16 protein-coding genes are annotated in these 13,704 nt (G+C 52.2%); 6 read left to right on the top strand and 10 right to left on the bottom strand.

Annotated elements, in window-relative coordinates:
- Positions 1-11 precede the first annotated feature (11 nt).
- The 7 genes from F3J31_RS11565 to zapE form a co-directional block, all read right to left on the bottom strand.
- Positions 12-716, bottom strand: a complete 705-nt coding sequence (locus F3J31_RS11565) for a fimbria/pilus chaperone family protein (RefSeq protein WP_045910125.1) — start codon at positions 714-716, stop codon at positions 12-14.
- A gap of 120 nt (positions 717-836) precedes the next feature.
- Positions 837-1,514 carry a DUF1120 domain-containing protein gene (locus F3J31_RS11560; protein ID WP_167213222.1) on the bottom strand — a complete coding sequence of 226 codons (678 nt, stop codon included), beginning with the start codon at positions 1,512-1,514 and terminating at the stop codon, positions 837-839.
- Positions 1,515-1,961: 447 nt separating this feature from the next.
- Positions 1,962-2,459, bottom strand: coding sequence for a ClpXP protease specificity-enhancing factor (gene sspB, locus F3J31_RS11555; RefSeq protein WP_167213219.1), 498 nt, complete (start codon positions 2,457-2,459; stop codon positions 1,962-1,964).
- A gap of 5 nt (positions 2,460-2,464) precedes the next feature.
- On the bottom strand, positions 2,465-3,103 hold the full coding sequence (gene sspA, locus F3J31_RS11550; protein WP_025756674.1) for a stringent starvation protein SspA: 639 nt from the start codon (positions 3,101-3,103) through the stop codon (positions 2,465-2,467).
- Positions 3,104-3,411: 308 nt separating this feature from the next.
- On the bottom strand, positions 3,412-3,804 hold the full coding sequence (gene rpsI / locus F3J31_RS11545) for a 30S ribosomal protein S9 (RefSeq protein WP_003860436.1): 393 nt from the start codon (positions 3,802-3,804) through the stop codon (positions 3,412-3,414).
- 15 nt (positions 3,805-3,819) lie between these two features.
- Entirely contained in the window at positions 3,820-4,248 is a 429-nt protein-coding gene (rplM, locus tag F3J31_RS11540) for a 50S ribosomal protein L13 (RefSeq protein WP_003860434.1), read from the bottom strand.
- Between the two features lie 302 nt (positions 4,249-4,550).
- Entirely contained in the window at positions 4,551-5,675 is a 1,125-nt protein-coding gene (gene zapE / locus F3J31_RS11535) for a cell division protein ZapE (RefSeq protein ID WP_167213215.1), read from the bottom strand.
- Positions 5,676-5,864: 189 nt separating this feature from the next.
- Between zapE and zapG the strand changes: the two genes are divergently transcribed.
- The 3 genes from zapG to degS all read left to right on the top strand — a co-directional run bounded on the left by zapG (position 5,865) and on the right by degS (position 8,961).
- Complete coding sequence (gene zapG / locus F3J31_RS11530) at positions 5,865-6,263, top strand: Z-ring associated protein ZapG (RefSeq protein ID WP_008502832.1); 399 nt, start codon at positions 5,865-5,867, stop codon at positions 6,261-6,263.
- 171 nt (positions 6,264-6,434) lie between these two features.
- Entirely contained in the window at positions 6,435-7,802 is a 1,368-nt protein-coding gene (degQ, locus tag F3J31_RS11525) for a serine endoprotease DegQ (protein WP_167213213.1), read from the top strand.
- A 91-nt stretch (positions 7,803-7,893) separates the two neighbouring features.
- Positions 7,894-8,961, top strand: coding sequence for an outer membrane-stress sensor serine endopeptidase DegS (degS, locus tag F3J31_RS11520; protein WP_008502834.1), 1,068 nt, complete (start codon positions 7,894-7,896; stop codon positions 8,959-8,961).
- A 56-nt stretch (positions 8,962-9,017) separates the two neighbouring features.
- On the opposite strand, the gene mdh is transcribed toward degS, so the two are convergent.
- Positions 9,018-9,956 carry a malate dehydrogenase gene (gene mdh, locus F3J31_RS11515; protein ID WP_045910129.1) on the bottom strand — a complete coding sequence of 313 codons (939 nt, stop codon included), beginning with the start codon at positions 9,954-9,956 and terminating at the stop codon, positions 9,018-9,020.
- Positions 9,957-10,353: 397 nt separating this feature from the next.
- On the opposite strand from mdh, the gene argR reads away from it, so the two are divergent.
- From argR to yhcN (F3J31_RS11500), 3 genes are all read left to right on the top strand, one after another.
- Positions 10,354-10,824, top strand: coding sequence for a transcriptional regulator ArgR (argR, locus tag F3J31_RS11510; protein ID WP_008502836.1), 471 nt, complete (start codon positions 10,354-10,356; stop codon positions 10,822-10,824).
- A gap of 375 nt (positions 10,825-11,199) precedes the next feature.
- A complete protein-coding gene (gene yhcN / locus F3J31_RS11505) occupies positions 11,200-11,463 on the top strand; it encodes a peroxide/acid stress response protein YhcN (protein ID WP_045910130.1) in 264 nt (87 codons plus the stop codon).
- A 110-nt stretch (positions 11,464-11,573) separates the two neighbouring features.
- Complete coding sequence (yhcN, locus tag F3J31_RS11500; protein WP_008502838.1) at positions 11,574-11,840, top strand: peroxide/acid stress response protein YhcN; 267 nt, start codon at positions 11,574-11,576, stop codon at positions 11,838-11,840.
- A 61-nt stretch (positions 11,841-11,901) separates the two neighbouring features.
- On the opposite strand, the gene F3J31_RS11495 is transcribed toward yhcN (F3J31_RS11500), so the two are convergent.
- Together F3J31_RS11495 and F3J31_RS11490 are read right to left on the bottom strand one after the other, a co-directional pair.
- Positions 11,902-12,174, bottom strand: a complete 273-nt coding sequence (locus F3J31_RS11495) for a barstar family protein (protein WP_008502839.1) — start codon at positions 12,172-12,174, stop codon at positions 11,902-11,904.
- A 45-nt stretch (positions 12,175-12,219) separates the two neighbouring features.
- On the bottom strand, positions 12,220-13,674 hold the full coding sequence (locus F3J31_RS11490; protein WP_032664520.1) for an NAD-dependent succinate-semialdehyde dehydrogenase: 1,455 nt from the start codon (positions 13,672-13,674) through the stop codon (positions 12,220-12,222).
- Positions 13,675-13,704: the final 30 nt, after the last annotated feature.

Raw genomic sequence — 13,704 nt, 5'->3', positions numbered from 1 at the left:
TTATCCCTATTTTATTTATTTAATTCAGAGGTAAAACTCGGCACTTCAACGCCATAGCGGCTGGCCGGGAAAAATTTAACGTGGCTGTCACCACTGGTTGTTTTATTCAACGCAGCCGTCATCGTCTCACCTGGCAGAAGGTAAGTTTTGGAAAGCGTGGCGTTTGCGCCTGAAGGCTGTAATACGACTTTTTGTGCCAGACGGACAACGTACTTACTTGGGTTGGTGACTTTTACAGACGACCCGACGGTTGACCATTTGAGGTATTTCCATGCGTCCGTCACCACCCCCAGCGTAGCCGGGCGTATTAGCACTGGAATATCCTGGCGGATGTTAATACCAATTTTAATTTTTTTATCGTCATTTTTTGGCGGAATACCGTCAAACGTTACGCGTTTGAAATGCTCAACGTCCAGCGGTTGCTTGCTTTGCAAAATAAAACGAAGCTGCTGCGTTTGACCGGGTTCAAGGCGAACTACAGGCTGCGTGACGATCAGCTTAAGCCCCTGATCATCCGGCAGGTCAACCACGTTCGTATATAAAAGGGATGGGTGTGAATCCGTATTTTTTACGTTGATGGTACCACTGTGCGTGGCTTCATCAATAATCAGCAGGCTGGTTTCCGGCACCATACCTTCTGCATGAACCGCAAAATGGGTAGAAAATAAAGCGAGGGTGAAAAGTGTTTTAAATATATTCGACTTTACGCATTGCATAATATTATCTCCTTGATAGCCCAACAGAACATTCCATGTTTATCGCGCTGTTAAAAAGAGAGTAAATGCAGAACATTCACTCTCTGGATTATTTTAAAATTACTTTTACTCAATAAAGTCTTACAGATAACGCAGGCTGATGGTCAACTGACCGTCAAGCTGAGTATCGTCGGTAATCGCCAGAGTTGCGGTGTTCTGAACAGCCAGTGAGGTTGCCAGCGGGAAGGTCGCGGTCTGGAAAGCCAGCGGGTCCAGAGTGCCCGTAGACGCGACGGTGAAATCACGAATATGGCTGCCCTGACTAGAACCGTTGGTAGACTTGGTCCAGTTGCCCGTTGCGTTCTGCTGATAGATTGGATCTACCGCAGCACCATCAACCGTTACGCTGTCAACTTTAACCATCAGAGCGTAAGTACCGATGTTAACGCCACCCGCAGTTTTGCCCACACCGTAAGTTTGACCAGCGCCGCTAAGAGATCCGCCACCAACCAGAGCGTTTGCAACGGTCAGGTTCGCATTAGAATCAGAGCGGTCGTCAACCATATTCCAGGACACTTTTGTTGCCGCGGTGCAATTAATGGTCAGGTCGATATTTTTCTGGCCCAACTGGTTGGTTGCAGTCGCACTCAGATCGCCCAGGTTAATTGTACCGTAGTCAACAGTACCGCCGTTGCTCAGAACGGGTGTACATGCTGCATTGGTCAGCGTACCTTTAACCTTCAGTACCGCTGAAGGGTCTGCAGCAAATGCTGATGTCACACACAGAGAAAGCGCAGTTGCGAGTAAAACTTTTTTCACTTGTTAATCCTTAACATATGAGTAATTGCAATATTTAATCCAGTAATGATAAATACCTTTACCAGTTACTGATTGTCGTCATGCTTGTCAGCATGTGCACATAGTATTGTTTTTATAAATACATGCAATTTAGCAAAATTAACGATTCGATTAAGGATAACCACAAAATGATCTTTTCCTTAATTTATTAAGGAATTACCCATTCAAAAAAGAGATTAACATCAAAAAAAGAATATTGCTCAAAATTAACCTTTACTTTTCTCATCATATTAATATCACTTTAAACCCCATTAATTCACGGCATTTATAAATCTAGCCAATTATTAACCAGACAATAAAGAAATAAGAGATATAAACAATGCTTATTTAAAAATGTTGCAGCTGTTGATGGATATAAAGAAAAAAGCCAGTGATTCACTGGCTTTTATAAACGGACGACAAAGGGATTTATTTGACGACGCGTAGCGCCGGGCGACCACCGCGCGGAGGCGGATCGTCACCAGGGTCATTGTCGTCGTGATGATCGGGTTTGTCGCCATCGATAAGTGACATCACCGTGTCGCTTTCGCGCTCATCAGATGCATTGTCATCATTCAGGCTGGCAACCTCTTCATCATACGCCGCTTCCGGCTCGAACATGGTACCCGCCCCGTTTTCACGTGCGTAGATAGCCAGCACAGCGGCCAGCGGCACGGAAACCTGACGCGGTACGCCGCCGAAACGCGCATTGAAGCGCACCTCATCGTTCGCCAGTTCCAGGTTCCCCACCGCGCGCGGGGCGATGTTCAGTACGATCTGTCCGTCACGTGCGTATTCCATTGGAACCAGCACGCCCGGCAACGTCACATCCACAACCAGGTGCGGCGTGAGCTGGTTATCCAGCAGCCATTCATAGAAGGCGCGCAGCAGATACGGACGGCGTGGGGTAAGTTGTGACATTTCCACAGTCATTAGCCTCGGCCGAGACGCATTTCACGTTCCGGTTCAGTTAAAGATGCCAGGAAAGAGTCGCGTTCGAATACGCGAGTCATGTAGCCTTTCAGCTCTTTCGCGCCAGGACCGCTGAATTCTACGCCCAGGGTTGGCAGACGCCACAGCAGCGGTGCCAGGTAGCAGTCTACCAGGCTGAACTCATCGCTCAGGAAGAACGGCTTCTGACCAAACACCGGGGCAATTGCCAGCAGCTCTTCACGCAGTTGCTTACGCGCAGCGTCGGCTTCGGCAGCAGATCCGCTGGTAATCACGTTCATCAGCGAATACCAGTCTTTCTCGATACGCTGCATGTACAGGCGGCTTTCACCACGCGCAACAGGGTAAACAGGCATCAGCGGCGGATGTGGGAAACGCTCATCCAGATATTCCATAATGATACGGGATTCCCACAGGGTCAGCTCGCGATCCACCAGCGTCGGCACGCTTTGGCTCGGGTTGAGATCGATCAGATCCTGAGGCGGGTTATCCTTTTCCACATGCTCGATCTCAAAACTGACACCCTTCTCGGCCAGCACGATACGAACCTGATGGCTATAAATGTCAGTAGGACCAGAAAACAGCGTCATTACCGAACGTTTGTTGGCAGCGACAGCCATGAAAACCTCCAGGTATATTCAGAATTTTTACTGCTACCAGCCCAACAGGGGCCAGCCAGATGTTGTATCGCCCATCCCAGAGAAAACACATTGTTCAAAAATCGAACAAAAATCGAGTATTCACCGATATTTGGGCAGAAAATTGGATGATAGTTTACCAGATTTTGATGGCTTTGTGGTGAGGGGATTCTGGAAATGTGGAAAAAGAGAAGATATATGCATGGATATTGTGGATAACCTGCGCATTATCCATAAAAAAACCCGCCGAAGCGGGTTTTTCGCCAATCGTTCTGCGTAAGCAGAATGGATTAACGTTTGGAGAACTGTGGACGACGACGTGCTTTACGCAGACCCACTTTCTTACGTTCAACCTGACGCGCGTCACGAGTAACGAAGCCAGCTTTACGCAGTTCAGAACGCAGGGATTCGTCGTACTCCATCAGAGCGCGGGTGATACCGTGACGGATCGCACCTGCCTGACCGGAGATACCACCACCTTTAACGGTGATGTACAGATCCAGTTTTTCTACCATATCAACCAGTTCCAGCGGCTGGCGAACTACCATGCGGGCAGTTTCGCGACCGAAGTACTGTTCCAGAGAACGCTGGTTGATTACGATTTTACCACTGCCCGGTTTGATGAAAACGCGAGCTGCGGAACTTTTGCGGCGACCAGTGCCGTAGTATTGATTTTCAGCCATTGCCTATAATCCCGATTAGATGTCAAGAACTTGCGGTTGCTGTGCCGCGTGGTTGTGCTCGTTGCCTGCGTAAACTTTCAGTTTACGGAACATAGCACGACCCAGCGGGCCTTTTGGCAGCATGCCTTTAACCGCGATTTCAATCACACGCTCAGGACGGCGAGCAATCATCTCTTCAAAGGTCGCTTCTTTGATACCACCGATGTGGCCGGTGTGGTGGTAGTACATTTTGTCAGTACGCTTGTTGCCGGTAACAGCAACTTTGTCAGCGTTCAGAACGATGATGTAATCACCGGTATCAACGTGCGGAGTGTATTCCGCTTTGTGCTTACCGCGCAGGCGACGAGCCAGTTCAGTAGCCAGACGGCCCAGAGTTTTACCGGTCGCGTCAACAACATACCAGTCGCGCTGTACGGTTTCTGGTTTAGCTGTAAAAGTTTTCATTAAAAGCTTACCCAAATAATAAGTTACACGTTGGTGAACACCCAAACGTTTAGTCAGTTGAGGTTCACACGACAAAGTCCGGCAAACCTACCCCTTCGAATAGCTCATGCCGACACATAGAAAGTTTCGGGAAAAAAACCTTCTCGTAACGTGGGGTCGCAAGATTATAGAGAAGTTGAGGTCAAAGATCGACCCTTAAATGTGATTTGGAATGGGTTTTTCGAGGGGGCTGAAAATGCCGGGTGGCGGCTGCGCCTTACCCGGCCTACAAGGCTCCCTTCTCAGGGAGAGGGTGGCATTTATTATGGCATATGCTCCAGCTTCAGGTATTCCTCGCTCTGCATCTCCTGCAGTCGAGACAGGCAGCGCTGGAACTCAAACTTCAGCCGCTCGCCCTGGTAGATCTCATATAAAGGAACCTCGGCGCTGACCACCAGCTTGACGTGGCGCTCATAAAACTCGTCCACCAGCGCAATGAAGCGCCGCGCCTCGCTCTCCATCAGCCGCGTCATCACCGGTACATCCAGCACCATCACGGTGTGGAACAGACGCGAAAGCGCAATGTAGTCGTGCTGGCTACGAGCATCGACACAGAGCGTCGTAAAGGAGACCGCCAGCGTTTGGTTTTCAACGCCGAGCGTAGGCAACGGGCGATGGTTAATCTCGAGTTCCGGGGCGTGCTCGCGTTTTGCCCCCGCCAGCGCCAGCCAGAGTGTATCCATCTCGCGGGTGGTCTCTGCATTTAACGGCGAGAGCCACAGGTGCGCCTGGGTTAACGTGCGCAGACGATAATCGACACCGGCATCAACATTCATAATGTCGCAGTGCTGCTTAATGGCGTCGATGGCGGGCAGGAAGCGTGCCCGCTGCAGGCCGTTGCGGTACAGCTCGTCCGGCGGGATATTCGACGTGGCCACCAGCGTAATCCCGCGGGCAAATAACGCCTTCATCAGGCCGCCTAACAGCATGGCATCGGTGATGTCAGACACAAAAAATTCATCGAAGCAGAGCACGTCCGTTTCCGCCTTGAACCGGTCGGCCACAATCTCCAGCGGATCGCTTTTACCCTGCAGCGCAGTCAACTCTTCATGCACCCGCAGCATAAAGCGGTGGAAGTGCAGACGCTGTTTACGCTCCCCCGGCAGGCTCTGGTAGAACATGTCCATCAGCCAGGTTTTTCCGCGACCGACCCCGCCCCACATATATAAACCGCGCACCGGCGCGTGAGCCTGTAGCGCTTTTTTTCCGAGCAACCGCCCAAATGCCGCCTTTAGCCCGCCATTCTGTTCGGCTTCAGCGGGTTTGGCCGTGAGTTCCTGATAAATCATCTCCAGACGGCTTACCGCCTCACGTTGAACGTCATCCGGCTGATGGGTACCCTCGTTAAGGGCCAGTTGATATTGCGATGCAGGGGACAGGTTTTGCATAATCTTATTGTTATTCCTTCAATTAACGCTCACCAGCAGACGTGACTGATGAAAAAAAGGCCGTTCTACACTACGCGATGATACGTCAGGATTCCACTTCTACGGAAATAGCGGTTATAGTGGCATTATCAGGCACAGGCAGGAGCCGAGCCAACACCCTACGGAACAACAAGACAACGGGAGAAGTTCATGACCTGGGAATATGCGCTAATCGGTTTAGTCGTCGGCATCGTCATTGGTGCTGTGGCCATGCGTTTCGGTAATCGCAAATTGCGTCAGCAGCAGTCACTGCAGTACGAACTGGAAAAGAACAAAGCCGAGCTGGAAGAGTATCGTGAAGAGCTGGTCAGCCATTTTGCCCGTAGCGCCGAGCTGCTGGACAACATGGCGACCGACTATCGTCAGCTGTATCAGCATATGGCTAAAAGCTCCAGCAGCCTGCTGCCGGAAATGACGGCGGAAACCAACCCGTTCCGCAACCGTCTGGCAGACTCTGAGGCCGGAAACGATCAGGCGCCCGTTCAGATGCCTCGCGACTATTCAGACGGCGCGTCCGGCCTGCTGCGCGGCGGTGTAAAACGCGATTAATCGCACAACCTGAATTTATTTTACGGGCGCAGCGATTGCGCCCGTCCTTTCTTCATGACCCCAGCTATCATTTAGTTAAACACCTCATTGTTCAGCGGTTTAAAATTCAATAACATCAACGTGTTTTTGGGGCAGTTTTTCCTTTATTCCAGGTTACGAGAGTCAACATCGATGAAGAAAAAAAACCAGCTGTTGAGCGCTATCGCGTTAAGTGTCGGGTTATCTCTCTCGGCGTCCGTTCCTGTATTTGCCGCCATTCCCTCCCAGGTGCCTAGCCAGGCTGCCATTCCAAGCCTTGCACCCATGCTGGAAAAAGTGTTGCCTGCGGTCGTCAGCGTTCAGGTTGAAGGCACGGCGGTACAAAGCCAACGCGTCCCTGAAGAACTGAAGAAGTATTTTGGCGATGAGTCTCCCGACCAGCAGGCCCAGCCTTTTGAAGGCCTGGGGTCTGGCGTCATTATCGATGCGGCAAAAGGCTATATTCTGACTAACAATCATGTCATCAGCCAGGCCGATAAAATCAGCGTCCAGCTAAACGATGGCCGCGAATTTGATGCCAAACTGATTGGCGGCGATGACCAGAGCGACATCGCGCTGCTGCAGGTGCAAAACCCGAGCAACCTGACCCAGATTGCCATCGCTGATTCCGACAAACTGCGCGTCGGCGACTTTGCCGTCGCCGTAGGCAACCCCTTTGGCTTAGGGCAAACCGCCACCTCCGGGATCGTCTCCGCGCTGGGACGTAGCGGCCTCAATCTGGAAGGGCTGGAAAACTTTATCCAGACCGATGCCTCAATCAACCGCGGGAACTCCGGCGGGGCATTGCTCAACCTTAACGGTGAGCTGATTGGGATCAACACGGCGATTCTGGCCCCGGGCGGCGGCAGCATTGGGATCGGTTTTGCGATTCCCAGCAACATGGCCAAAACGCTGGCACAGCAGCTCATTCAGTTCGGTGAAATCAAACGCGGGCTGCTGGGTATTAAAGGTATGGAGATGAGCGCGGATATCGCAAAAGCGTTCAACATCAACGTTCAGCGCGGGGCGTTTGTCAGTGAAGTGCTGCCAAACTCCGGCTCGGCAAAAGCAGGTATCAAATCGGGCGATGTGATCGTCAGCCTCAACGACAAGCCGCTGAGCAGCTTTGCCGAGTTGCGCTCGCGGATAGCCACCACCGAACCCGGCGCCAAAGTGAAGCTGGGTCTGATCCGTGACGGTAAACCGCTGAACGTTGAAGTGACGCTGGATAAGAGCACCTCCTCCTCTGCCAGTGCGGAGCTGATCGCCCCGGCGCTGCAGGGTGCGACGCTGAGCGATGGACAGTTGAAGGACGGTACGAAAGGCATTCGCATCGACACCGTTGAAAAGAGCAGCCCTGCTGCTCAGGCCGGGTTGCATCAGGAAGATGTGATCATTGGCGTAAACCGCAATCGCGTGCAGTCCATTGCCGAACTACGCAAGGTGCTGGAGAGTAAACCAGCGGTTATTGCCCTGCAGGTCATGCGCGGCAATGAGTCTATCTATATTCTGTTGCGCTAAGCATTTGCGACCCGGACATCACCGCTGCGTGTGATGTCCGGATAACTCATGTTATGCTGCAAATCGTTCCTTTTTTAACGACACGCGCATCATGCTTTTAAAGCTCTTACGTTCTATTGTCATCGGTTTGATTGTCGCTGGCCTGCTGCTGCTGGCGCTGCCGTCTTTACGTCAGTTCAATAAACTGTCGGCTCCCCAGTTCGATAGCACGGATGAAACACCGGCAACCTATAATCAGGCCGTCCGCCGAGCCGCACCTGCCGTGGTTAACGTCTATAACCGTGGCCTGAATACCTCAGCCCACAACCAGCTGGAGATCCGCACCCTCGGCTCCGGCGTGATCATGGACGAGCGCGGCTACATTATTACCAACAAGCACGTGATAAACGATGCCGACCAGATCATCGTCGCCCTGCAGGATGGCCGCGTGTTTGAGGCGTTACTCGTTGGCTCTGACAGCCTGACCGACCTCGCCGTCCTGAAGATTAACGCCACGGGCGGTTTGCCGGTCATCCCGATCAACCGTAAACGTACCCCGCATATAGGCGACGTCGTCCTGGCGATTGGTAACCCTTACAACCTGGGCCAGACCATCACCCAGGGGATCATCAGCGCGACCGGCCGTATTGGTCTGAATCCCTCCGGGCGGCAGAACTTCCTGCAAACCGATGCCTCCATCAACCACGGTAACTCCGGCGGTGCGCTGGTCAACTCGCTGGGCGAACTGATGGGCATCAACACCCTGTCGTTCGATAAGAGTAACGACGGTGAGACGCCGGAAGGGATCGGCTTTGCCATTCCGTTCCAGCTGGCGACCAAAATTATGGATAAGCTGATCCGCGACGGACGCGTGATCCGCGGCTATATCGGTATCGGTGGCCGCGAAATTGCGCCGATGCATACCCAGGGTGGCGGTATCGATCAGATCCAGGGCATCGTGGTGAACGAGGTGGCGCCAGGGGGTCCGGCGGCCAACGCGGGGATTCAGGTCAATGACGTCATTGTGTCGGTCAACGGCACGCCAGCGGTTTCTGCGCTGGAGACGATGGACCAGGTGGCAGAAATTCGCCCGGGCTCTATTATCCCTGTTGAAGTCATGCGCAACGATAAGAAACTGACGCTGCAAGTCACCATTCAGGAATACCCGGCAACGAACTGACAGGCATAAAAAAACGGAGCGATAAGCTCCGTTTTTTTGCCAGGAGACGGTTCGTATTACTTGTTAACGAACTCTTCACCCAGGGTGATATCTTTCTTCAGCGTATCCAGCATGCCTTCCATCGCGTGTTGTTCAAACGCGCTCAGCTTGCCAATGGATTTACGCTCTTCGATACCATTTTTACCCAGCAGCAGCGGCTGAGAGAAGAAGCGAGCGTGTTCGCCATCGCCTTCAACGTAAGCGCATTCAACAACGCCTTTCTCGCCCTGCAGCGCGCGAACCAGTGACAGACCGAAACGTGCAGCCGCCTGGCCCATAGACAGGGTTGCAGAACCGCCACCCGCCTTCGCTTCCACCACTTCGGTGCCCGCGTTCTGGATGCGTTTGGTCAGGTCAGCCACTTCCTGCTCGGTGAAGCTTACGCCTGGGATCTGCGACAGCAGAGGCAGGATGGTAACGCCAGAGTGACCGCCAATGACCGGCACTTCCACTTCTGTTGGCTGTTTGCCCTTCAGCTCAGCAACGAAGGTGTTGGAGCGGATGATATCCAGCGTGGTCACGCCGAACAGTTTGTTTTTGTCGTAAACGCCCGCTTTCTTCAACACTTCTGCCGCAATTGCAACGGTGGTGTTCACTGGGTTAGTGATGATACCGATGCATGCTTTCGGGCAGATTTCTGCAATCTGCTGCACCAGGTTTTTCACGATGCCCGCGTTGACGTTGAACAGGTCTGAACGATCCATGCCTGGCTTACGCGCCACGCCTGCAGAAATCAGCACCACGTCGGCACCCTGCAGTGCTGGACGCGCATCTTCACCGGAGAAGCCTTTGATTTTTACAGCAGTTGGGATGTGGCTCAGGTCAACCGCCACACCTGGGGTTACCGGAGCAATATCGTACAGGGAGAGTTCTGAGCCTGAAGGCAGTTGGGTTTTCAGTAGTAGGGCAAGCGCCTGGCCGATACCACCAGCAGCGCCGAGGACTGCGACTTTCATCCTAAACTCCTTATTATGGTTAACTTAAGTATCTGTAAATCCGTTGCGGCGACCATAATTCAGCAAGTAAATAATTACAATTTTCGTAGCTAAAGAATTTGAGGTCACGCGACTTTATCTCTCTTCAGAAGACGCTCTGACGACAGACGGCGACGAATTAAGAGGTGGTTACAATACACCCTGCGCCGCCACCAAAACAACATCATTTTGATAACATTTAATTTACTTTTAAGCTTATTTGCGCGGCGTGACCCAGGCATGTTTTCTGATAACGAATTCTGATAAAATCACTCCCTTTCATAACATTATTTCAGCCTGGCGCTGAGTAGATAATTTGCATAAAAATTCATCCACATGCATAATAATGTTGTTTCTATCGTCATATTCCGGGTGACTTATGCGAAGCTCGTCTAAGCAAGAAGAATTAGTCAAGGCGTTTAAAGCGCTACTTAAAGAAGAGAAATTCAGTTCTCAGGGAGAAATTGTTCAGGCGCTGCAGGAACAAGGCTTCGATAACATCAATCAGTCGAAAGTCTCCCGCATGTTAACGAAATTTGGCGCGGTGCGTACTCGTAACGCCAAGATGGAGATGGTCTATTGCCTGCCGGCTGAACTTGGCGTGCCGACCACCTCCAGCCCGCTGAAGAATCTGGTTCTGGATATCGACTACAACGACGCCGTTGTGGTGATCCACACAAGCCCTGGAGCCGCACAGCTGATTGCCCGCATGCTGGACTCGTTGGGTAAAACAGAAGGCATCCTCGGGACTATCGCCGGCGATGACACCATCTTTACCACGCCGGCTAGCGGTTTCTCCGTTAAAGATCTCCACGAAGCGATTCTGGTTCTGTTCGAACAGGAACTCTAATCCCCTTTCCCCGTAGCGCCGCTGCGGGGATCGTTCTGCCCCCACGCCGTTTCCCCCTCTTTTCCACTGCCCCTGACTTTGACAAATAGTGCTTTTTACCGCCCATTAACATTCATCTGGTGAATGCCAAATCAAAAAATCGCACAAAAAATCAAAAGCTGATATCCATATGATTTTATTAGATATAACCAACATAAATGCGAAAAAAATGCCCAATATTATGCAATTTGGTTATAAAAAACTGAGTGGTTAACACGTAATAACAATAGAAACCATTAGTCTGGTATTAATTTTTACCGTTATTAGTGTATACTTGATTTTGTGATGAGGGTCACGAAACAAGACCCCACTAAAAAATTCGACGAGGTAAAAATCATGAAAATCAAATCAACTGTAGCGGCGCTGAGCGTCCTGTCTGTCCTGTCATTCGGTGCTTTCGCGGCTGACGCTATCAATGCTGATCAGGCGCAATCACGCGAGACCATCGGTACGGTTTCTGTCGGCGCGGTCGGCACATCGCCAATGGACATGCGTGAGATGCTGAACAAAAAAGCGGAAGAAAAGGGTGCGTCATCCTACCGCATCATCGAAGCGCGTTCTGGTGCCCACTGGCACGCCACCGCTGAGCTGTACAAATAAGTTTGAGCAATAACTGAAAACGTAAATCTCCACTCAACGGCACCAGGCATAAAAATAGTGGTTCAACCCTTCTCGCCGTTGAGCAAAAACCCTATACAGGAGTAAAGACTATGAAAACCAAATTGATCATCGCAACCCTCGGTCTGGCATCTGTTCTCTCTTTCGGCGCAAGCGCAGCCGTGCAGCAGGTGAATGCCGACCAGGCACAAAATCTGCAGCCTATGGGCAGCATCTCCGTGACGTCTGTTACCGGCTCTCCGATGGATATCCGTCACGAACTGGCTGCCAAAGCTGAAAAAGCAGGTGCCAGCAGCTATCGCGTCACCGAACTGAATCAGGGTGACCACTGGCATGCAACTGCAGAACTGTATAAATAAACCCTCGTCGTATCTCATCATACGACTTGCCCCTGGCCTCATGGTCAGGGGCTTTTTTCATTCAGTGCCGCGCGTTAAAACGCAGCTGCCCTTCCAGCTCTTCTTCCGCTTCATCGAACAGTAATATCAGTGCGCCAAAGCGTCTGCGCAGCTTATCGGGCAAATGGATGAACTCAATTTCCAGCGGTAGCGGCAGCAAACTCCCGGTCACCACGTCCCACAGCGTATCCAGATTCGTCACGCTTTCCCGTTCAAGATCAAACACCCGGATAAATTCGCGGTAGAAGTCTTCCTGACTGTCGATCTCGTCAAAATCAAAAGTATAGGTTTTCATTGCCAGCCACCCAGTCCAGGCGAGCGGCAGATGCCGCCCTGTCTATTATAATCCCCCGATGTGAAGGGTTTTCACTTCCAGGTACTCTTCCAGGCCCAGCACGGAGCCCTCACGACCCAGGCCTGACTCTTTTACGCCGCCAAAGGGCCCCAGCTCCGTGGAGACGGCACACTCGTTAATGCCGATCATCCCACTCTCGATGGCCTGCGAAACGCGGAAAACACGTGAGAGATTCTGGGTATAGAAGTAAGCCGCAAGCCCATAGGGCGTGTTATTGGCACGCTGGATAACTTCATCTTCCGAGGTGAAACGGAAACATGCCGCAACCGGGCCAAACGTCTCTTCTTCTGCCAGCTTCATGCCTTCATGGCAGTCGCCCAGCACGGTTGGCATCCAGAAATTCCCGCCAAGCGGATGGGGCTTACCCCCTGCCAGTACGGTTGCCCCTCGAGAGACGGCATCGTCGACATGCTCACGGACCTTGTCGACCGCAGCAGATTCAATCAGCGGCCCGACAACAACGCCCTCGTCAAGACCATTCCCCACCTTGAGCGCCTTCACGGCATCGGCAAGTTTATTCACAAACTTGTCGTAGACGGTTTCCTGAATATAAAAACGGTTCACGCTGACGCAGACCTGCCCGGCATTGCGAAACTTGTTGGCAATCGCCCCCTTCACCGCCGCGTCGATGTCTGCATCCTCAAAAACGATATACGGGGCATTTCCCCCCAGCTCCATCGAGACTTTCTTCATGGTTTCGGCAGCATTACGCACCAGCGTTTTGCCGACGGAGGTCGAGCCGGTAAAGGAGATTTTACGCACGTCGCGGCTTGCCATGATCGCATCGCTGATTTCATGCGTATTCCCGGCCACGGCGTTGAGCACGCCGTCGGGCACACCAGCCTGTTTTGCCAGGGTAAGCAGCGCAAAGGCACTGAGCGGCGTGTTATTGGCCGGTTTTATCACACCGGTACACCCTGCAGCCAGCGCCGGGCCTAACTTGCGGGTGAGCATGGCCATCGGGAAGTTCCACGGTGTTATCGCCGCGACCACGCCAATGGGTTCACGGGTCGCCAGAATGCGCGAGCCGGGTTTGATCGGCGGAATAATTTCACCGTTCGCGCGCTTGGCCTCTTCGGCAAACCACTGGATAAAGCTGGCAGCGTACTCCACCTCGCCTTCGGCCTCTTTCAGCGGCTTACCCTGCTCGGTGGTCATTAACTGCCCGAGCCAGCTTTTATTCTCAATGATCAGTTCGTACCAGCGATAAAGAATCGCCGAGCGCTCTTTTGCGGTTTTGGCACGCCAGGCCGGAAAGGCTTTGGTGGCCGCTGCGATAGCGTCTTCGGTTTGTGCTTTACCCGCTTTGGCGACTTTCGCGATGACTTCCCCGGTTGCGGGGTTAAGCACATCGAAGGTCGTGTCCAGCGTTTTCCAGATTCCGTTGACCAGATAACCGGTCTGAAAAAGGATGTGATCCTGAAGCGCCTGGGTCGTCATGTGTCCTCCCTTCCTGAAATGTAAGAACGT

It is taken from the genome of Enterobacter sp. Acro-832 (assembly GCF_011752745.1).
Classification (GTDB): domain Bacteria; phylum Pseudomonadota; class Gammaproteobacteria; order Enterobacterales; family Enterobacteriaceae; genus Enterobacter; species Enterobacter quasiroggenkampii.
The sequence above is the reverse complement of the archived record's forward strand: the minus strand, read 5'-3'. Positions and strand labels throughout refer to the sequence as shown.